Source organism: Streptomyces avidinii (assembly GCF_014650695.1).
GTDB classification, from domain to species: Bacteria; Actinomycetota; Actinomycetes; order Streptomycetales; family Streptomycetaceae; genus Streptomyces; species Streptomyces avidinii.
On record NZ_BMVL01000010.1, the window covers coordinates 186,616 to 206,243 of the forward strand.

General features: G+C 71.7%; 19 protein-coding genes and 1 pseudogene. 11 read left to right on the forward strand and 9 right to left on the reverse strand.

Annotated elements, in window-relative coordinates:
* Positions 1 to 113 precede the first annotated feature (113 nt).
* Positions 114 to 1,583 (forward strand): catalase, encoded by a 1,470-nt coding sequence (locus IE257_RS25540; protein ID WP_189972266.1) that lies wholly within the window; start codon positions 114 to 116, stop codon positions 1,581 to 1,583.
* 18 nt (positions 1,584 to 1,601) lie between these two features.
* Here IE257_RS25540 and IE257_RS25545 read toward each other — a convergent pair.
* Together IE257_RS25545 and hisN are read right to left on the reverse strand one after the other, a co-directional pair.
* A pseudogene (locus tag IE257_RS25545) lies at positions 1,602 to 1,985 on the reverse strand (CBS domain-containing protein); the annotation flags it as partial.
* 181 nt (positions 1,986 to 2,166) lie between these two features.
* Positions 2,167 to 2,970, reverse strand: coding sequence for a histidinol-phosphatase (gene hisN, locus IE257_RS25550; RefSeq protein ID WP_189972267.1), 804 nt, complete (start codon positions 2,968 to 2,970; stop codon positions 2,167 to 2,169).
* 125 nt (positions 2,971 to 3,095) lie between these two features.
* Between hisN and IE257_RS25555 the strand changes: the two genes are divergently transcribed.
* Positions 3,096 to 3,647, forward strand: a complete 552-nt coding sequence (locus tag IE257_RS25555; RefSeq protein WP_189972268.1) for a TetR/AcrR family transcriptional regulator — start codon at positions 3,096 to 3,098, stop codon at positions 3,645 to 3,647.
* Here IE257_RS25555 and IE257_RS25560 read toward each other — a convergent pair.
* From IE257_RS25560 to IE257_RS25575, 4 genes are all read right to left on the reverse strand, one after another.
* Entirely contained in the window at positions 3,613 to 3,936 is a 324-nt protein-coding gene (locus IE257_RS25560; protein WP_030011402.1) for a DMT family transporter, read from the reverse strand. The genes IE257_RS25555 and IE257_RS25560 overlap by 35 nt on opposite strands.
* A 103-nt stretch (positions 3,937 to 4,039) precedes the next feature.
* A complete protein-coding gene (rsgA, locus tag IE257_RS25565) occupies positions 4,040 to 5,050 on the reverse strand; it encodes a ribosome small subunit-dependent GTPase A (protein WP_189972269.1) in 1,011 nt (336 codons plus the stop codon).
* Between the two features lie 8 nt (positions 5,051 to 5,058).
* Positions 5,059 to 6,441, reverse strand: coding sequence for a 3-phosphoshikimate 1-carboxyvinyltransferase (gene aroA / locus IE257_RS25570; RefSeq protein ID WP_189972270.1), 1,383 nt, complete (start codon positions 6,439 to 6,441; stop codon positions 5,059 to 5,061).
* A gap of 64 nt (positions 6,442 to 6,505) precedes the next feature.
* Positions 6,506 to 7,219, reverse strand: a complete 714-nt coding sequence (locus IE257_RS25575; RefSeq protein WP_189972271.1) for a M50 family metallopeptidase — start codon at positions 7,217 to 7,219, stop codon at positions 6,506 to 6,508.
* A gap of 79 nt (positions 7,220 to 7,298) precedes the next feature.
* On the opposite strand from IE257_RS25575, the gene IE257_RS25580 reads away from it, so the two are divergent.
* The 8 genes from IE257_RS25580 (at position 7,299) to def (ending at position 14,806) form a co-directional block, all read left to right on the forward strand.
* Positions 7,299 to 8,117, forward strand: a complete 819-nt coding sequence (locus IE257_RS25580) for an SOS response-associated peptidase (RefSeq protein ID WP_189972272.1) — start codon at positions 7,299 to 7,301, stop codon at positions 8,115 to 8,117.
* Positions 8,118 to 8,154: 37 nt separating this feature from the next.
* A complete protein-coding gene (locus IE257_RS25585) occupies positions 8,155 to 8,811 on the forward strand; it encodes an alpha/beta hydrolase family protein (RefSeq protein WP_189972273.1) in 657 nt (218 codons plus the stop codon).
* 288 nt (positions 8,812 to 9,099) lie between these two features.
* The gene (locus tag IE257_RS25590) at positions 9,100 to 9,744 is read left to right on the forward strand and encodes a sigma-70 family RNA polymerase sigma factor (protein ID WP_030385954.1); all 645 of its coding nucleotides are present in this window, start codon (positions 9,100 to 9,102) and stop codon (positions 9,742 to 9,744) included.
* Positions 9,741 to 10,046 (forward strand): mycothiol system anti-sigma-R factor, encoded by a 306-nt coding sequence (rsrA, locus tag IE257_RS25595; RefSeq protein ID WP_030012982.1) that lies wholly within the window; start codon positions 9,741 to 9,743, stop codon positions 10,044 to 10,046. Before IE257_RS25590 ends, rsrA begins: the two co-directional genes overlap by 4 nt.
* 227 nt (positions 10,047 to 10,273) lie before the next feature.
* Positions 10,274 to 11,737 carry an HD-GYP domain-containing protein gene (locus IE257_RS25600; protein WP_189972274.1) on the forward strand — a complete coding sequence of 488 codons (1,464 nt, stop codon included), beginning with the start codon at positions 10,274 to 10,276 and terminating at the stop codon, positions 11,735 to 11,737.
* Positions 11,734 to 12,996, forward strand: coding sequence for an HD-GYP domain-containing protein (locus IE257_RS25605; RefSeq protein WP_189972275.1), 1,263 nt, complete (start codon positions 11,734 to 11,736; stop codon positions 12,994 to 12,996). The genes IE257_RS25600 and IE257_RS25605 overlap by 4 nt, the downstream gene beginning before the upstream one ends.
* Before the next feature lie 105 nt (positions 12,997 to 13,101).
* Positions 13,102 to 14,088 (forward strand): tetratricopeptide repeat protein, encoded by a 987-nt coding sequence (locus tag IE257_RS25610; protein ID WP_030385957.1) that lies wholly within the window; start codon positions 13,102 to 13,104, stop codon positions 14,086 to 14,088.
* 82 nt (positions 14,089 to 14,170) lie between these two features.
* Entirely contained in the window at positions 14,171 to 14,806 is a 636-nt protein-coding gene (gene def, locus IE257_RS25615; RefSeq protein WP_030385958.1) for a peptide deformylase, read from the forward strand.
* A 49-nt stretch (positions 14,807 to 14,855) separates the two neighbouring features.
* On the opposite strand, the gene IE257_RS25620 is transcribed toward def, so the two are convergent.
* Complete coding sequence (locus IE257_RS25620) at positions 14,856 to 15,821, reverse strand: helix-turn-helix domain-containing protein (protein ID WP_189972276.1); 966 nt, start codon at positions 15,819 to 15,821, stop codon at positions 14,856 to 14,858.
* 81 nt (positions 15,822 to 15,902) lie between these two features.
* On the opposite strand from IE257_RS25620, the gene IE257_RS25625 reads away from it, so the two are divergent.
* On the forward strand, positions 15,903 to 16,115 hold the full coding sequence (locus tag IE257_RS25625) for a hypothetical protein (protein ID WP_189972277.1): 213 nt from the start codon (positions 15,903 to 15,905) through the stop codon (positions 16,113 to 16,115).
* A gap of 77 nt (positions 16,116 to 16,192) precedes the next feature.
* On the opposite strand, the gene IE257_RS25630 is transcribed toward IE257_RS25625, so the two are convergent.
* Both IE257_RS25630 and IE257_RS25635 read right to left on the reverse strand, forming a co-directional pair.
* Positions 16,193 to 17,209 carry a ribonucleotide-diphosphate reductase subunit beta gene (locus IE257_RS25630; protein ID WP_189972278.1) on the reverse strand — a complete coding sequence of 339 codons (1,017 nt, stop codon included), beginning with the start codon at positions 17,207 to 17,209 and terminating at the stop codon, positions 16,193 to 16,195.
* On the reverse strand, positions 17,209 to 19,599 hold the full coding sequence (locus tag IE257_RS25635) for a ribonucleoside-diphosphate reductase subunit alpha (RefSeq protein ID WP_189972279.1): 2,391 nt from the start codon (positions 19,597 to 19,599) through the stop codon (positions 17,209 to 17,211). The genes IE257_RS25630 and IE257_RS25635 overlap by 1 nt, the downstream gene beginning before the upstream one ends.
* Positions 19,600 to 19,628 lie beyond the last annotated feature (29 nt).

Consider the following 19,628-nt stretch of genomic DNA (forward strand, 5'->3'; position numbering starts at 1 on the left):
GTGAGGGATTCGGTGTAACTCCCGAATCAGTGCGGACTTGGATCCTTACTTGACTTAGACAAAGTCCATCGTAGGATCGAGTACGGCAAACGCCAAGGACAGGGCATGCAGGGATGACGCAGGAGGCGCACGTGACGCAGGGACCGCTCACCACGGAGGCCGGAGCGCCGGTCGCCGACAACCAGAACAGCGAGACCGCCGGCATCGGCGGCCCCGTCCTGGTCCAGGACCAGCTGCTGCTGGAGAAGCTCGCGCACTTCAACCGCGAGCGCATCCCGGAGCGCGTGGTGCACGCCCGCGGCGCCGGTGCCTACGGCACCTTCACGCTGACCCGCGACGTCTCGCAGTGGACCCGTGCCAAGTTCCTGTCCGAGGTCGGCAAGGAGACCGAGACCTTCCTGCGCTTCTCCACCGTCGCCGGCAACCTCGGCAGCGCCGACGCGGTCCGTGACCCCCGCGGCTGGGCGCTGAAGTTCTACACCGAAGAGGGCAACTACGACCTCGTCGGCAACAACACCCCGGTGTTCTTCATCAAGGACGCCATCAAGTTCCCCGACTTCATCCACACCCAGAAGCGCGACCCGTACACGGGCTCGCAGGAGGCGGACAACGTCTGGGACTTCTGGGGCCTGTCGCCCGAGTCGACCCACCAGGTGACCTGGCTGTTCGGTGACCGCGGCATCCCGGCGTCCTACCGCCACATGAACGGCTACGGCTCGCACACGTTCCAGTGGAACAACGAGGCCGGCGAGGTCTTCTGGGTCAAGTACCACTTCAAGACCGACCAGGGCATCAAGAACCTCACCCAGGCCGAGGCCAACGCCCTCGCCGGCGAGGACCCCGACTCGCACCAGCGCGACCTGCGCGAGGCCATCGAGCGCGGCGACTTCCCGACCTGGACCGTGCAGGTCCAGATCATGCCCGCGGCCGAGGCGGCCGAGTACCGCTTCAACCCGTTCGACCTCACCAAGGTGTGGCCGCACGAGGACTACCCGCCGATCGAGATCGGCAAGCTGGAGCTCAACCGCAACCCGGAGAACGTCTTCGCCGAGGTCGAGCAGAGCATCTTCAGCCCGGCGCACTTCGTCCCCGGCATCGGCCCCTCCCCGGACAAGATGCTCCAGGGCCGCCTCTTCGGCTACGGCGACGCCCACCGCTACCGCGTCGGCATCAACGCCGACCACCTGCCGGTGAACCGCCCGCACGCCACCGAGGCGCGCACCAACTCCCGCGACGGCTACCTGTACGACGGCCGTCACAAGGGCGCGAAGAACTACGAGCCGAACTCCTTCGGCGGCCCGCACCAGACGGACCGCCCGCTGTGGCAGCCCGTCCCGGTCACCGGCGGCACGGGCAACCACCCGGCTGCCGTCCACCGCGAGGACAACGACTTCGTCCAGGCGGGCAACCTCTACCGCCTGTACTCGGAGGACGAGAAGGCCCGCCTGGTCGAGAACCTGTCCGGCTTCATCGCCAAGGTCTCCCGCGACGACATCGTCGAGCGCGCGATCAACAACTTCCGTCAGGCGGACGGTGACTTCGGCAAGCGGCTCGAAGCCGCGGTCCAGGCCCTCCGCGGCTGATCCCGGATCGCTTGTCGTAGCAGGACGCCGGGCCGGTACCCAGCAGCGGATGACGTCCCGTACGGACACGATGCCGACCGGTCCGCCGTGCTCCAGCACGATCAGGTGCCGGAAACCGCCGTGGGCCATCGCCTCGGCGGCCTCCTGCACCGTGGCCTCCGGGGTGCAGAACACGACGTTGTTGGTGGTGTGCGCGCCCACGGACTCCCGGTCCGGATCGTGGCCCGCGCCGATGGAGTTGAGGATGTCGCGCTCGGTCAGGATGCCGATTCCGCTGTGGTCGGGGTCGAGGACGACGGCCGCGCCGACGCGCCGGCCGGACATCAGGCAGGCCGCCTGCCGGAGGGTGTGTGCGGGTCCGAGGGTGAGGATCACGGTGCTCATTGCGTCACGGACGAGCATGAAGAGAGCCACCTCCTGGGGTGAGTCCCCCCGCCCGGGTGGGTGCGCCGAGTAGCCCTGGGGCAGCAGGCCTCCAGTGAAATGCTTCACAAGCGCACAAGCGTGGGGAGTATCAGATTCCCACGGACCCGGAGGGCCGACAAGAAGGCGCGGGGCGGAGCGTGAGCAGCGCGCGGCGCACTCAGGCGCGCGGGCGCAACAGGCCCAGCATCTCCTCGTGGAGCAGTCCGTTCGAGGCGGCGGCGTTCCCGCCGTGCACCCCGTCGACTCCGTCCAGGCTGGTGAAGCGGCCGCCCGCCTCCTGGACCACGACCGCGATGGCCGCCATGTCCCACAGGTTGAGCTCCGGCTCCGCGCACAGGTCCAGGGAGCCCTCGGCGACCATCATGTACGGCCAGAAGTCGCCGTAGCCACGGGTGCGCCAGCACGCGCGCGTCAGGTCCAGGAACCCGGCGAGCCGGCCCCGCTCCTCCCAGCCGCTCAGCGAGGAGTAGGCGAACGAGGCGTCACCCAGTCCGGCCACCTTGGACACGCCGATGGCCGTGGTCGCGCCGAGCGCGCCGCCCGCGTACGCGCCCCCGCCGCTGGTCGCCCACCAGCGGCGGCCCAGAGCCGGCGCGGACACCACCCCGACCACGGGGCGGAACTCGCCGTCCTCGCCCTCGGCCATCAGGGAGATCAGCGTCGCCCAGACGGGCACCCCGCGCACGTAGTTCTTCGTGCCGTCGATCGGGTCCACCACCCAGCGGCGCGGACCGCTGCCCTTGAGCCCGTACTCCTCGCCCAGGATGGCGTCGTCGGGCCGGGCGGCCGTGATGCCGGCCCGGATGATCTCCTCGGCGGCCTTGTCGGCCTCGCTCACCGGGGTCATGTCCGGCTTCGTCTCGACCTGCAGGTCGAGGGCGCGGAACCGCTCCATCGTGGCGGCGTCCGCCGCGTCGGCGAGATCGAGGGCAAGGCGCAGGTCATCGTCATACTCGGGCATGTCCGAACAGTATCGAGACTCCCGGACCCCGACCAACGCTGTCCACGGTGCGGCCCCGATGCGCCCTTGACAGGATCTGGCGACCCGTCAACTCTGGCCGGAGAGAGCCGAACGGGGAGGCGCGGATGCCGGCAGCCCGGGAGTCCTTGCTGGAGGCGGCGGGAGCGGCGCTCTCGGCGCGCCCCTGGCCGGACGTGCGCATGGTCGACGTGGCCGCCGCCGCCGGGGTGTCCCGGCAGACCCTCTACAACGAGTTCGGCGGCAAGGCGGGCCTCGGCCGCGCCCTGGTCCGCCGTGAGGCCGACCGCTACCTCGACGGGGTGGACCGGGCCCTGTCCACCCCGGCCCGGGCCACCGAGCGGCTCGTCGCCGTCGCGGAGTGGACGGTACGGGCGGCCCGCGCGCAGCCCCTCGTACGGGCCCTGCTCACCGGAGCCTGGGACGCGGGCCTGCCCGCGGCGGGCGGCCGGGCGCCCGGACCCGGTGAGCTGGCACGGGCCGTCCGGGACCGGGCGGCCGCCGCACTGACGCCGGGGGAGGACCCGCAGCGCTGCGAGCTCGCCGTGCGCCTCGCCCTCTCCTACGTGATCGCTCCGGGGGAGGAGCCGGGGCCGGGCGAGCTGCGCAGGATGCTCGGTGGGCTCAGTGCGCAGAGCCGGACAGCTGGAGCCCGATGACGCCCAGGATGACCAGCGAGATCGAGACGAGTTTGAGGGTGGAGACCAGGTCGCCGAGGAAGACCATGCCGTAGATCGCCGTCCCGGCGGCCCCGATGCCCGTCCACACCGCGTACGCCGGGCCCACGTCCAGCTTCTTGAGCGCCAGCGTCAGCAGACCGAAGCTGCCGAGCGCGAAGCACGCGAAGGCGACGGTCGGCCACAGCCGGGTGAACCCGTGGGAGAGCTTGAGGCAGACCGCGAAACCGGTCTCCAGGAGTCCCGCGACCACGACCAGCAGCCACGCCATGTCGAATGCCTCCCCGCGTCACGTGACATTCCGTCACTTGGTGCGATTATGCATTTATCCAGACAGGGCCCTCGACAAACGCGGCCGAGCCCCGCCCGGACGGTCAGTCGCCCTCGCGGCGTTCGCGCGTCTCCAGCAGCCGCCGCAGCGAGTACAGCCGCGCCGGGTCCGCGTGGCCGTCCTCCACCCACTTGTCGAGCGCGCAGTCGGGCTCGTCGTGGCTGCACGCGCGCGGGCACTCCTCGGTCCCCGGCACCAGGTCCGGGAAGGCCAGGATCACCCGGGACGGGTCCACGTGGTGCAGGCCGAAGGAGCGCACACCCGGGGTGTCGATGACCCAGCCGTCACCGCTCGGCAGCGGCAGTGCCAGCGCCGAGGTGGTGGTGTGCCGGCCGCGGCCGGTGACCGCGTTGACGTGCCCGGTGGCGCGCTGGCGGCCCTTTGCGACGAGCGAGTTCACCAGGGTGGTCTTGCCGACGCCCGAGTGCCCGACGAAGGCGGTGATCCGGCCGTCGAGCCGCTCGCGCACCCGGTCGGCCGCGTCACCCGTGGCCAGTTCCTCGCGATTGGTCACCACGTAGTTCACGCCGAGCGTCGAGTAGATCTCCAGGATCTTGTCCGCGGAGGTCAGGTCCGACTTGGTGAGGACCAGCAGCGGTTCCAGCCCCGCGTCGTACGCCGCCACCAGGCAGCGGTCGATCATCCGGGGCCGCGGCTCCGGATCGGCCAGGGCCGTGACGATGGCCAGCTGGTCGGCGTTGGCGACGACCACCCGCTCGTACGGGTCGTCGTCGTCGGCGGTGCGCCGCAGGACGGACCTGCGCTCCTCGATCCGCACGATGCGGGCCAGCGTGTCCTTCTTGCCGGACAGATCACCGACGATCCAGACCCGGTCACCGACCACCGCAGCCTTGCGGCCCAGTTCGCGGGCCTTCATGGCGTGCACCGTGCGGTCCTCGACCAGGCAGGTCAGCCGTCCGCGGTCCACGGTGAGGACGAAGCCCTCGGCCGCGTCCTCGTGCTTGGGCCGGATGCTGGTCCGCGGCCGGTTGCCCTTGGGGTTGGGGCGCTGGCGGATGTCGTCCTCGTCGGTGTGCTTGCCGTACCTGCGCATGACGGGCCCTACGCTCCCGCACCCGCTCCGGGTGCCCCGGCCCCGCCGACGTCCCCGGCGAGCATGTCCGCCCACATCGCCGGGAAGTCCGGCAGGGTCTTCGCGGTCGTCGCCACGTTCTCGATCTGCACGCCCTTCACCGCCAGGCCGATCACCGCGCCCGCGGTGGCCATCCGGTGGTCGTCGTACGTGTGGAACACGCCGCCGTGCATCCGGCGCGGCCGGATGTGCAGACCGTCGGCGGTCTCGGTGACATCGCCGCCGAGCGCGTTGATCTCCTTGGTCAGGGCGGCCAGCCGGTCGGTCTCGTGCAGCCGCAGGTGCGCGACACCGCGCAGCACCGACTCGGAGTCGGCCAGGGCCGCCACCGCCGCGATGCCCGGGGTGAGCTCGCCGACCTCGCTCAGGTCCACGTCGATGCCGTGGATCTTGCCGGTGCCGGTGAAGACCAGGCCCGCGTCGGTCAGCTCGCAGGAGCCGCCCATCTCCGTGAAGATCCGGCGCAGTGCGTCACCGGGCTGCGTGGTGCGGCGCGGCCAGTCCGGGACGGTGACCGTGCCACCGGCGATCAGGGCCGCGGCCAGGAAGGGCTGCGCGTTGGAGAGGTCCGGCTCGACGACCATGTCGCGGCCCAGCAGCGCGCCGGGGGTGACCCGCCAGACGTTCTTCTCGCCGCCCGCCTCGGGGGTGTCGACCTGGGCGCCCGCCGCGCGCAGCATCTCCACGGTCATCCGGATGTGCGGCATCGACGGCAGGTTGCCGCCCACGTGCCGGACCTCGACGCCCTGGTTGAAACGCGGGGCGGAGAGCAGCAGCGCGGAGACGAACTGGGAGGAGTTGCTGGCGTCGATCTCGACCGTGCCGCCCTCCAGGGCCCCGCCGCCCAGGACGGTCATGGGCAGCGCGCCCCGGCCGTCGTCGTCGATACGGGCACCGAGGGTGCGCAGGGCGCTGATGACCTGGCCGAGCGGGCGCTCGTAGGAGCGCGGGTCGCCGTCGAAGCGGATGTCACCGTCGGCGAGGGTGGCGACGGGCGGCAGGAAGCGCATGACCGTGCCCGCGTTGCCGACGTCCACGGTCGTCGGGCCGTGGAGGGCCGCGGGGATGACCCGCCAGGCCTCGCCGCCCACTGCGCCGTTGAGGGAACCGGCGGAGCTGGAGGAGACGGTCTCCTCGATGCCGACGCCCATCGCGCGCAGCGCGTCGGACATCAGCCGGGAGTCGCGCGAGCGCAGCGGGCGGCGCACCCAGCCGGGCTCGGAGGCGAGCGCGGCGAGCACGAGGGCCCGGTTGGTGACCGATTTGGAGCCCGGCACCGTGACGGTGGCGTGGACGGTCCCATCGGCGAGCGGAGCGGGCCAGAGGGCAGGGAGCGCGGGGGTCTCGGTCATGGCCCCCACTTTAGTGGCTTCCCCCGACCCCAGATCTTGATCCCGGTCCCGTCTCAGGGAGCGGTCACAGGTCGAGCAGCCAGCGGCCGCCGCCGATCAGCGAGCTCAGAGCGACCACGTGGAAGAAGAGCAGCCACACCACCGGGTGCAGGTGCGTGAGCCGGCCGAGCTGGTCGGCGTCGGAGTCGGGTGCCCCGCCGCCCCGGCGCTTGGCACCCAGCTCGAACACCGGCCGGACCCCGCCGAGCAGCAGGAACCACACGACCAGGTACACAAAGGCGGCCTGCACCTCGGCCGGGGTCAGCCAGGACACCAGCAGGAAGGTTCCGCCGGTCAGTACCACCGTGAGTGCCCCGTAGGCGTTCCGGATCATCACCAGCATCGCCAGCAGCAGGGCGGTGGCCACCCACAGCAGCAGGGTGATCCGGTGCGCGGACAGCAGCGCCGCGCCGCCCAGCCCGAGCAGCGAGGGCGCCGTGTACCCGCCCGCGGCGGTCAGGATCATCCCGAGCCCGGTCGGCCGCCCCCGGCTCACGGTGACCCCGCTGGTGTCGGAGTGCAGCCGTATCCCGCTCAGGCGCCGCCCGGTCAGCAGCGCCAGCAGGCCGTGCCCGCCCTCGTGCGCGATGGTGATCGCGTTGCGTGACAGCCGCCACAGCGGGCGGGGTCCCACCGCTGCCAGGGCGACCAGACCCGTCGCGATCACCAGCCACCGGTCGGGCACGGCCTGTATGCCCGTGAGTCGGTCCCACAGGCCGGCCGTCGTGCTGCTGTCCATAAGGTGGCGGACTCCTTGCGGTGGTGTTCCGGGGGCACCACCCAGCGGTAGCTGGGGGCGGCATGGCAGTGTGACAGCCATGTGTGGACGGTATGCGGCGAGTCGTAGGCCCGAGGACCTCGTGGAGGCCTTCGGCATCGAGAAGTGGGAGCCGGAGGAGGCCCTGGCCCCCGACTTCAACGTGGCGCCGACGAAGGAGGTCCACGTGGTCCTCGACCGTCCCCTCAAAGACGCTTCGCACTCCCGTCCGGTTCGCCAGCTGCGCGTCCTGAAATGGGGGCTGGTCCCCTCCTGGGCCCAGAACCCCGACGGCGCCGCCCGGATGATCAACGCCCGGTCCGAGACCCTGCACGAGAAGCCCTCCTTCCGCCGGGCCTTCGCGCAGCGCCGCTGCATCGTCCCCGCCGACGGCTACTACGAGTGGGTCACCGCCCACGACGAGCGGCAGCTGGAGGTGGAGGGGAAGAAGAAACGGACCCGCAAGCAGCCCTACTTCGTGCTCCCGTCCGACGGCTCCGTCTTCGCCATGGCCGGGATCTACGAGTTCTGGCGCGACCGGACCCTGCCCGACGAGCACCCGCTCGCCTGGTGGGTCACCTGCTCCGTGATCACCACCGAGGCCGAGACCACCCCCCTGGGCGTGGCCCCCGCCGAGGGCCCGCGCTCGCTCTCCGAGATCCACCCGCGGATGCCGCTGATGCTGACCCCGGACCGCTGGGACGCCTGGCTGGACCCCGCGAACACCGACACCGAGGGCTCCCTGCGGGACCTGCTGGCACCGCCACCGGGCGGGCTGATGCGCGCCTACCCGGTGTCCACGGCCGTGAGCAGCGTGCGCAACAACGGCCCCGAGCTGCTGACGGAGCTCGCCGCGCCGGAGGAGGCCACCCTCTTCTAGACCGTCTCTCCCGATCCCGCCCGGCAGGATGGGACGCATGACCACGCGTACCGAGAGTGTCGACACCACGGCGGGCGAGGCCCGCATCACCTGGCACCGGGCGGTGAAGCCGAAGCCGAAGCTCGTGCTCGCCGTGAGTCACGGTGCCGGCGGTGGCATCGAGGCCCGCGACCTCCAGGCGCTGGCCGCCGCCCTGCCCGCCCGCGGGATCACCGTGGCCCTGGTCGAACAGCCCTGGCGGGTCGCCGGGAAGAAGGTCGCCGCCGCGCCCAAGGTGCTGGACGAGGGGTGGCGCGGGCTGTGGCCGGCGCTCACGGAGCCCGGGCTGCCGGTGGTCGCGGGCGGGCGCAGCGCCGGGGCCCGGGTGGCCTGCCGGACCGCGGCCGAGCTGGGCGCCGCCGGGGTGCTGGCACTGGCGTTCCCGCTGCACCCGCCGGGCCGGCCGGAGAAGTCCCGCGCCGGGGAGCTCACCGGGGCCGGCCGGCCGACCCTGGTGGTCCAGGGCGGCCGGGACCCCTTCGGGCGGCCCGAGGAGTTCCCGGAGCCGGGCGGGCAGGACCCGTACGAGCTCGTGGAGGTCGCGTACGGGGACCACGGCTTCGCGGTGCCGAAGAAGGCGGACACCACCCAGGAGGACGCCCTCCTGACGATCACCGAAGCGGTGGCTGAGTGGCTCGGGCGGCTCCCCGTGTGAGGGCGCCCGCCCGGCACCCGGAGCGAGCCGAAAACGCGCCGGGCGCCCGGGAATGCCCTGCCCGCCCCCTCTGTTGTCTCGGATGTCGGAACGTACGGGAACTCGTCGGAGGAGAGGGAGCGCATGACCCAGGTCATCAGCCAGAACCGTCGGCAGGCCGCTGACCTGGACTGGACCGTGCTGCCCGCGCCCAAGCGCAGCTCGCTTCGGGCGGCGGAGGGCCGGGAAGGTCGACTATTCTCCGATTCGAGCGGATCCGCTTTCGGAGCCGCCACGCTGTCGGAGGAGGTGGGTCCTGTCGCTGGGACCGACGAAGGCCACGCGGAGGAGACGACCCTGGAGCGCAATGCGCGCTTCGAACGGGACGCCCTCGGCTACCTCGACCAGATGTACTCGGCCGCGCTGCGCATGACGCGCAATCCGGCCGACGCCGAGGACCTGGTCCAGGAGACGTACGCGAAGGCATACGCGTCCTTCCACCAGTTCCGCGAGGGCACCAACCTGAAGGCGTGGCTGTACCGCATTCTGACCAACACCTTCATCAACTCCTACCGCAAGAAGCAGCGTGAGCCCCAGCGCAGCGCCGCGGAGGAGATCGAGGACTGGCAGCTGGCGCGCGCCGAGTCGCACATGTCGACCGGACTGCGTTCCGCCGAGTCGCAGGCGCTCGACCACCTGCCCGATTCGGATGTGAAGGAAGCGCTGCAGGCCATTCCGGAGGAGTTCCGCATCGCGGTCTACCTTGCCGACGTAGAGGGCTTTGCGTACAAGGAGATCGCGGACATCATGGGTACACCCATCGGTACGGTCATGTCCCGACTGCACCGTGGCCGCCGTCAACTCCGCGGAATGCTGGAGGACTACGCCCGTGAGCGCGGGCTGGTTCCCGCGGGCGCGGGAGAGTCGAACGACCGGAAAGGCTCGGGCTCATGAGCTGCGGAGAGCCGCACGAGACAGAGTGCTCTGAGGTCCTGGATCACCTGTACGAGTTTCTCGATCAGGAGATGCCGGACAGTGACTGCACGAAGTTCGAGACGCACTTCGGCGAGTGCAATCCCTGTCTGGAGAAGTACGGCCTGGAACAGGCCGTGAAGAAGCTGGTGAAGCGCTGCTGCGGGTCGGACGACGTGCCGACCGACCTGCGGTCGAAGGTCATGGGCCGGATCGAGCTGATCAGGTCCGGTCAGGCGGTGCCCGACCACGACGTCACCGCCGACAATCCTGCTCCCGGCTGACCCGCGTCGGTATCCGGTATTGGCGATCGGTGATCGGTAACCGGCCCGGAGATTGAACAACCGCCCCCGGAAGGGCAGTCCATTCACCCGAATGTGCTAATCCGGGGGCGTCCGCATGGCCCAATGCGGAAAAATGGCCCGCCGCGCTCCGGGCCCCACCTATTCTCCCCAATCGGTGCTGGTTCGATTCGGCACCCGGTGTGCACGGCACAGGGGAGGAGAGCGCCATGCGGGCACTTCCGCCGGGGGCGCGCGCCTACATCCTGTGCGCCGTCCTCGTGGCCGCCGCGTGCGTCACGCCCGCCCTCACGGATTCCGGTACGCCGTGGGCGGCCGTGGCCGTGCTGGCCGTTCTCTACCTCGGCTGCGAACTGCTCAGGTTCTGCCCGCTGCCGGGCAGCCGGGTGCCCGAAGGCATCGGCTCCTTCCTCCCCGTGGTGCTCGCCGGCGTCTTCCTGCTGCCGCCCGCAGCCGCCGCGCTCGTGGCCCTGCCCGGCGCCTTCGCGGGGACCGTCGTCCAGCGGCCCGCGGGGGTGCGCCGGGTGTGGCACGCCGCGCAGCAGGCGACGGCCGCCTGGGTCGCGGGGCAGGCGTACGGGCTGCTGCGCGGCCCGGCCGCGCTCGGCGGCGGGCCCGCCGCCGGGTCCGGGCCTCCCGCGGCGCTCGCCGACTTCCCCTACGTACTGCTTCCCGCGGCCGTCGCCGCCGTCGCCTTCAGCCTCGTGCTCACCGCCCTGGACGGCGGCATCCTGGCCCTCGCCGAACGCCGGCCCGCCGCCACCGCCTGGAGCGGTCTCGCGACCCGGTCCCTCGCCCCGCACTGCGTCCACGGCCTCGCCGGACTGATGATGGCCGTGATGTGGCGCAGCCCGTACGGGCTCCCGGCCGCGCTGCTCGTCCTGCTGCCGATGTACATCTCCTGCTGGCTCTTCGCCCAGTACCACCGCGAGCGCGGCGCCCACCGGGCCACCATCCGCGCGCTCGTCCACGCCGTCGACATCAAGGACCGCTACACGCGCGGCCACAGCGAGCGGGTGGGCCAGGCCTCCACGATGATCGCCCGCGAGCTGGGCATGACCGAGGACCGGCTGGAGACGGTGCGCATCGCCGGGATCCTGCACGACGTCGGCAAACTCGGCGTCCCCACCCGGCTGCTGCGCAAGGACGGGCCGCTCACCCCGCAGGAGCGCCGGATCATCGAGCTGCACCCCGAGTACGGGCACGAGATGGTGCGCGGCATCGGCTTCCTGGGGGAGGCCCGGTCCGCGATCCTGCACCACCACGAGAAAGTCGACGGCTCCGGCTACCCGTACGGGCTGACCGGCGAGCAGATCCCGGTACTGGCCCGCGTGGTGGCGGTGGCCGACGCCTTCGACGCGATGACCTCGACCCGCTCGTACAGCCGGGCCCGGCCGGTGCCGGTCGCCCTGGCCGAGCTGGAACGGTGCGCGGGGGCGCACTTCGACCCGGCGATGGTACGGGCACTGGTCGAAGCGATCGGCCGGACCGGCTGGCACCCGGTGGTGACCTCGGACGAGGACCTCCAGGTGATCCCGGCGAGGGCCGCCCCCGCGGGGGACGAGGCGACGCCGGAGCCCGGTCCGGAGCCGGAGCGCCCCGGTGTGCCCGTGGGCCGGACGCGGCAGGGGGCGGGCCGCCGTGATGCCGACGGCACCGGGGCGGGCGCATGAGGGCGACGCCGGCCGTGTGGACGGTGCGGGGGGCCGCGGCCGTGCTCACCGTCGCAGGCCTCGCCCACACCCTGTGGAACGGCGTCGCCGAGCCCGGCGCAGCCCTGGCCTTCGGCGCGCTGATCACCATCGGGGAGCTGGCCCGGCGCGACCGCCAGGACCCGCCGGGCCGCCACCCCGCACCGCTCGGCTCCGCCGGGGCCCTGGCCTACGCCCTGCTCGGCCAGAACGCCGGGCAGCCCACCCACCACGGGGTGCTCCAGATCGTCGCGGTCGCCGTCGCGGCCGCCCTCGCCGGGATGGTCCCGCACATCGCCCGGGGTCGCGGGCCGGCCGTCGACCACCTGTCCCGCCGAGTGCTCACCGTCGCCTTCGCAGCCGTCTGTTTCCAGCCGCTCTACAACTCCGGCCGACTGGAGGAACGGGTCGGTCAGGGCCCCTACCTCGTCGTCTTCCTGCTCCTCCTGCTGGGCCTCACCGCCCTGTGCGACGCCGTGCTCGCCGCGGCGCCGGCCGGGGCGGCGACGGGCCGGCCGTACGGGCCCCTGCTGCGCGACGAACTGCGCGCGCAGCTCGGCATCGGCTCGGCGATCTGCGCCACCGGGGTCGTGATGGCGCTCGGCGCGGCCGTCGCGGGCCTGTGGGCCCTGCCCGTCTTCAGCGTTCCCCTGCTGCTCACCCAGCTGTCCTTCCACCGGATCACCGCGATCCGGACCACCTACCGCCAGACCATCACCTCCCTGGCCCGTGCCACCGAGATCGCCGGCTGCACCCGGCCGGGCCACTCCCGCCGGGTGGCCGCCCTGAGCTGCGCCGTCGGGCGCGAGCTGGGCCTGTCGGAGCGGGAGCTCACGGTGCTGGAGTACGCCGCCCTCATGCACGACATCGGGCAGCTCTCCCTCGTCGACCCGGTCCCGGACGGGGCCACGGCCGGGCTGCCCGGCGCCGAGGCCCGCCGGATCGCCGAGCTGGGCGGGGAGGTCGCCCGGCAGACCGGGGTGCCGGCCGAGGTCGCCGTGGTCGTGGAACGGCAGGCTGATCCGTACCGGGACCAGCCCACATCGGCCCGGATCGTGCGTACGGTGAATGCGTACGACGATCTGGTCGGCGGGAGCCGTCACCCGGGCGGCTCACTGGCCGCCCTGGAGCGGCTCCGCCTGGGCACCGGGCACGATTACCAGCCGGAGGTCGTGGAGTGCCTGGCAAGGGTTCTGGCCAGGGGCGGACGTGACAGAGTGGTGCCCGTCCCACCTGGGTAACCCATGGGTAATGAGCGGCCGTCCGAGTGGGCATGGTTGGATGCCAGTGAGAGGGACCGTAGGAGTGTCCGCAAGGCTGCACCGTTGGACCGGCAGGCGGGAATCGTGAGGATCTTCGGGAAGGTACGGCATCGGCCCTCCGCCTCGTGGCGGCAGGCCACCGACCGCGCGTTCACGCTGATCGGCGACGGGCGGTACGAGGACGCGGGCGCGCTCCTGACCAGAGCCGCGGACCTGGAGCCCTGGCTGTCCGAGTCCTGGTTCAATCTGGCGCTGCTGCACAAGTTCCGGCACGACTGGGAACAGGCGCGGGCCGCCGGGCTGCGCGCCGTGGCCCTGCTGGACCGGGAGACCGGCGCCCCGGACTGGTGGAACGTGGGGATCGCCGCCACCGCGCTGCAGGACTGGCCGCTGGCCCGGCGGGCCTGGCAGGCGTACGGGCTGAAGGTGCCCGGGGACGCGGCAGGGGCGGGCGAACCGGTCGGCATGGAGCTCGGCAGCGCCGCCGTGCGGCTCTCGCCCGAGGGCGAGGCCGAAGTGGTCTGGGGCCGCCGGCTGGACCCTGCCCGGCTGGAGGTCCTGTCGATCCCGCTGCCGTCCTCGGGGCGGCGCTGGGGCGAGGTGGTGCTCCACGACGGCGTCCCGCACGGCGAGCGGGTGACCGCGGCCGGACCCTCGTACCCCGTGTTCGACGAGATCGAGCTGTGGGCGCCGTCGCCCGTGCCCACCTGGGTGGTGCTGCTGGAGGCGGCCACCGAGGCGGACCGCGACGCGCTGGAGCAGCTGGCCTCGGACGCCGGGTTCGCCGCCGAGGACTGGTCCTCGTCGGTGCGGCTGCTGTGCCGGACCTGCTCGGAGAGCGAGATGCCGAGCGACGAGGGCGACGGCGAGCACCTCGATCCGCACGACCACAGCGAGCCGGGGCACCCCGGACCGCTCGGGCACCGTACGGCGGGCTCCGGGTCCCTGTGGGTCCCCGAGCGCGAATGCGGGATCGCGGCACCGGCCGGTCTGGTGCGCGGGCTGCTCGACGGCTGGGTCGCGGACAGCCCGGGCACCCGCGAGTGGCGGGATCTCGAAGAAGTCTGCTGACCCGGGGCCGTAGGCTGTACGGGCACATCGATGGCCACGACGACCATCGGTGACCGGGACTTACGGAAGGCGTACGGCGGACATGTCGCAGCAGGAGAACGAGGTTGTCGAGAGCGTGAACGACGGGTACGTCGTGGACACCGAGGACTGTGAGGCGCGCGAGCTCGCCCACCGTCAGCGCGGCACGGCCCGTCCGATCACCGTGGTCGGCAACCCGGTCCTGCACCGGGAGTGCAAGGACGTCACCGAGTTCGGCGACGAGCTGGCGCAGCTGATCGACGACATGTTCGCGAGCCAGAAGGCCGCCGAGGGCGTGGGCCTTGCCGCGAACCAGATCGGCGTGGACGCCAAGGTCTTCGTCTACGACTGCCCGGACGACGACGGCAACCGGCACACGGGTGTCGTGGTCAACCCGAAGCTGATCGAGCTGCCGGCCGCCGCACGGGTGCTGGACGACTCGAACGAGGGCTGCCTGTCGGTCCCGACGGCGTACGCCTCGCTGGCCCGCCCGGACTACGCCGAGGTCGAGGGCCAGGACGCGCAGGGCAACCCGATCAAGGTGCGCGGCACCGGCTACTTCGCCCGCTGCCTCCAGCACGAGACCGACCACCTGTACGGCTACCTCTACATCGACCGCCTCTCGAAGCGGGACCGCAAGGACGCCCTGCGGCAGATGGAAGAGGGCACCCCGCGCTACGAGACCGTCCCCAACGCCTGACGTCCCCACCGCCCGACCGTCTCCCCCACGCCCGACCGGCCGTGACGGTCTAGGCGGCCTGCGGGCCCCGGAAGGTGCGCCGGAACGAGTTCGGCGTGGTGCCCAGGGTCCGCAGGAAGTGGTGGCGCAGGGCGGCCGCGTTGCCGAAGCCGCAGCGGCCGGCGATCGCGTCCACCGTGTCGCCGGTCGACTCCAGCAGCTCCTGCGCCAGCAGGACCCGCTGGCGCAGCACCCACTTGTACGGGGTGGTGCCGGTCTCCTGGAGGAAGCGGCGGGCGAAGGTCCGCGGGGACATGTGCGCGCGCTCCGCGAGCTGCTCGACGGTGATCTCCTCGTCCAGGTGGCGGGCCATCCACTCGATCACCTCGCCCACCGTGTCGCAGGCCGTGCGCGCCAGCGGCCGCTGGATGAACTGGGCCTGCCCGCCGTCGCGGTGCGGCGGGACGACCATCCGGCGCGCGATGATGTTGGCCACCTCGGCCCCGTGCTCCTGGCGGACCACGTGCAGGCACGCGTCGATGCCCGAGGCCGTGCCGGCGGCGGTGATCACCGGGCCCTCGTCCACGTAGAGCACGTCCGGGTCGACGACCGCCCGCGGGAAGCGGCGGGCCAGGGCCCCGGCGTGCATCCAGTGCGTGGTGCACCGGCGGCCGTCCAGCAGCCCGGCCGCGCCGAGGACGTACGCCCCGCTGCACACGCTCAGGACCCGCGCACCGCGGTCCACGGCCCGGCGCAGGGCCGCGAGCAGCGGCTCGGGGTAGATGCGCCGGTCGGCGTCGCCCGCGGCGGGCAGGCAGATCAGGTCGGCCTCCTCCAGTCGGTCCGGCCCGTGCGCGGGCGTGATCGCGAAGGCGCCCCCGCCCACGGTCAGCGGCCCCTCCTCCGCCGCGCACACGGCGAAGTCGTACACCGGTACGCCCATGTCACTGCGATCGATTCCGAACACCTCGCAGAAGATCCCCAGCTCGAAGGGGGCGACTCCGTCGACGAGGGCCACGGCCACGTTTTTCAGCATGAGAGCAGTGTGGCAGTAATTCGGTCTTCCGTGACAGTACTGCCACTGTCGATCATGGGCGATCAGGCGGACAGTAGAGGTATGACCACCTTCGTGAGTTACCTCGTCGTCCTCGCCTTCGCCGCCCTGCTGATCGGACCCGGCCTGTACGGGATCCTGCGGGACCGGCGCATCGACCGGCAGCTGCGGGCCGTCGCCACCCGGCTGGTGTGGCTCCCCCGCCAGCGGTCGGGCGGCCTGCCGCCCACCCCGCGCCGCTCCGGCGGGTGGCACCTGGGCCCCGTCGTCCACTGAACCGGGGAACGCGAGAAGCCGGAACACGGATCATCCGCATCCCGGCTCCCCGGTGAGTCCTGGAACCCCTGGAAGTCCTAGAAGTCCTCGTCCAGGTCGACCGTGCCCTCGACCGCGACCTGGTAGGCCGACGGACGGCGCTCGAAGAAGTTCGTCAGCTCCTGCACGCCCTGGAGCTCCATGAAGGAGAACGGGTTCTGCGAGCCGTACACCGGCGGGAACCCGAGACGGACCAGACGCTGGTCCGCGACGCACTCCAGGTACTCGCGCATCGACTCGGTGTTCATGCCCGGCAGGCCGTCACCGCACAGGTCGCGGCCGAACTGCAGCTCCGCCTCCACGGCCTCCTTCAGCATGTCGGTGACCTGCTGCTGAAGAGCGTCGTCGAAGAGCTCCGGCTCCTCCTTGCGGACGGTGTCCACGACCTCGAACGCGAAGTTCATGTGCATGGTCTCGTCGCGGAACACCCAGTTGGTGCCGGTGGCCAGGCCGTGCAGCAGACCGCGCGAGCGGAACCAGTACACGTACGCGAAGGCGCCGTAGAAGAACAGGCCCTCGATGCACGCGGCGAAGCAGATCAGGTTCAGCAGGAAGCGGCGGCGGTCGGCGGCCGTCTCCAGCCGGTCGATCTTCTCGACCGAGTCCATCCACTTGAAGCAGAACTGCGCCTTCTCGCGGATGGAGGGGATCTCCTCGACCGCGTCGAACGCGGCCGAGCGGTCGTCCGGGTCGGGCAGGTAGGTGTCGAGCAGCGTCAGATAGAACTGGACGTGCACGGCCTCCTCGAACAGCTGGCGCGACAGGTACAGGCGCGCCTCCGGGGAGTTGATGTGCTTGTACAGCGTCAGCACCAGGTTGTTGGAGACGATCGAGTCGCCCGTCGCGAAGAACGCGACCAGCCGGCCGATCATGTGCTGCTCGGAGGGCGTCAGCTTCGCCAGGTCGGCGACGTCCGAGTGGAGGTCGACCTCCTCGACGGTCCAGGTGTTCTTGATCGCGTCCCGGTATCGCTCGTAGAAGTCCGGGTAGCGCATCGGGCGGAGCGTGAGCTCGAAGCCCGGGTCCAGGAGGTTCTTGGTGTCGTTGGAGCTCATTACTGGCAGGCCTCGCAGGACTCGGGGTTCTCAAGGGAACAGGCCAGTGCCTCGGCGTCGGCGACCGCCTGCGGCAACTCGACGGGGGTGGCCGCCTGCGCGGCACGGGCGATCTTCGTCGCCGGGCGCGAGCGCAGGTAGTAGGTGGTCTTCAGGCCCTGCTTCCAGGCGTACGCGTACATCGAGCTGAGCTTGCCGATGGTGGGCGTCTCCAGGAACAGGTTCAGCGACTGCGACTGGTCCAGGAACGGCGTACGGGCCGCCGCCATGTCGATCAGGCCGCGCTGCGGGATCTCCCACGCCGTGCGGTACAGCTCGCGGACCTCGGCCGGGATCCAGCTGAACCCCTGGACCGAGCCGGAGGCCTCGCGCAGGGCCTCGCGGGTCTGGGCGTCCCACACGCCGAGCTGCTTCAGCTCCTCCACCAGGTAGCCGTTCACCTGGAGGAACTCACCGCTGAGCGTCTCGCGCTTGAAGAGGTTGGAGACCTGCGGCTCGATGCACTCGTACACGCCGGCGATCGAGGCGATCGTCGCCGTCGGGGCGATGGCGAGCAGCAGGGAGTTGCGCATGCCGGTGTCGGCGACGCGGGCGCGCAGCGCCTCCCAGCGCTCCGGCCAGTTCAGCTCGACGTCGTAGTGGTCCGGGTGCAGGACACCGCGGGCGGTGCGGGTCTGCTCCCAGGCCGGCAGCGGGCCGCTGCGCTCGGCGAGGTCGCACGAGGCCTCGTAGGCGGCCAGCATGATGCGCTCGGAGAGCTTGGTGGACAGGGCCTTCGCCTCGGGGGAGTCGAAGGGCAGCTTCAGCTTGAAGAAGACGTCCTGAAGGCCCATCGCGCCCAGGCCCACCGGGCGCCAGCGGGCGTTGGAGCGGCCGGCCTGCTCGGTCGGGTAGAAGTTGATGTCCACCACGCGGTCGAGGAAGGTCACGGCGGTGCGGACGGTCTCGTCGATCCGCTCCCAGTCGATCTCACGACCGTCGGCCGTGTCGATGACGAACGCGCCCAGGTTGACCGAGCCGAGGTTGCAGACGGCGGTCTCGCCGTCGTTGGTGACCTCGATGATCTCGGTGCACAGGTTCGAGGAGTGCACGACGGTGCCCGGCTCGGCGGTCTGGTTCGCCGTGCGGTTGGAGGCGTCCTTGAAGGTCATCCAGCCCTGGCCGGTCTGCGCGAGGGTGCGCATCATCCGGCCGTACAGGTCGCGGGCGGGCATGATCTTGCGGGCCAGGCCGTCCGCCTCGGCCTTGCGGTAGGCGGCGTCGAACTCGTCGCCCCACAGGTCGACCAGCTCGGGCACGTCGGCCGGCGAGAACAGCGACCACTCGGCGTCGGCGTTCACGCGGCGCATGAACTCGTCCGGCACCCAGTGGGCGAGGTTCAGGTTGTGCGTACGGCGCTGGTCCTCACCGGTGTTGTCGCGGAGCTCCAGGAACTCCTCGATGTCCGCGTGCCAGGTCTCCAGGTAGACGGCGGCGGCGCCCTTGCGGCGGCCTCCCTGGTTCACGGCGGCGACGGAGGCGTCGAGGGTCTTCAGGAACGGCACGATGCCGTTGGAGTGGCCGTTGGTGCCGCGGATCAGCGAACCGCGGGCGCGGATGCGGGAGTACGACAGGCCGATGCCGCCGGCGTGCTTGGAGAGCCGGGCCACCTGGTGGTAGCGGTCGTAGATCGAGTCGAGCTCGTCCAGCGGGGAGTCCAGCAGGTAGCAGGAGGACATCTGCGGGTGCCGGGTGCCGGAGTTGAAGAGCGTCGGGGAGGACGGCAGGTAGTCCAGGCGGCTCATCAGCCGGTAGAGCGAAGCCACTTCCTCCACGGCCTGCACGCTGTCGTCCGCCGCGAGGCCGCAGGCCACGCGCAGCATGAAGTACTGCGGGGTCTCGATGACCTGACGGGTGATCGGGTGGCGCAGCAGGTAGCGGCTGTGCAGGGTGCGCAGACCGAAGAAGCCGAAGCGGTCGTCGGCGCCCTCGGCGAGGGTGAGCTCGACGAGCGAGTCCAGGCGGCTCGCGTGGGTGCGTACGAACTCGGCCGTGCGGTCGGCGATCAGGCCCTCGCGGTGGCCGACCTCGACGGAGGCCGAGAAGGAGGTGGAGCCCTGGCTCGCGGCCTCGTCCCGGACGGCCAGCGTCAGCAGGCGGGCGGCGAGCCGGGAGTAGGCCGGGTCCTCGGAGATCAGACCGGCGGCGGCCTCCGTGGCCAGCCCGCGCAGTTCGGCGTCGTCGGCGGCGGAGCTGCGGCCGCGCAGGGCGGAGGCCGCGACCCGGCCGGGGTCGGTGTCGGGGAGGTCCGCCGTCAGTTCGGTGAGGGTACGCAGCAGCGTGGCCCCCGGGCCCTCGGTGTTGTCGCCAGAAGTGGACTCGGCGCGCGGTGCGGAAGGCGCGATGGTCACGGCGGGAGCTCTCCCTCGCTCGGCCCGGT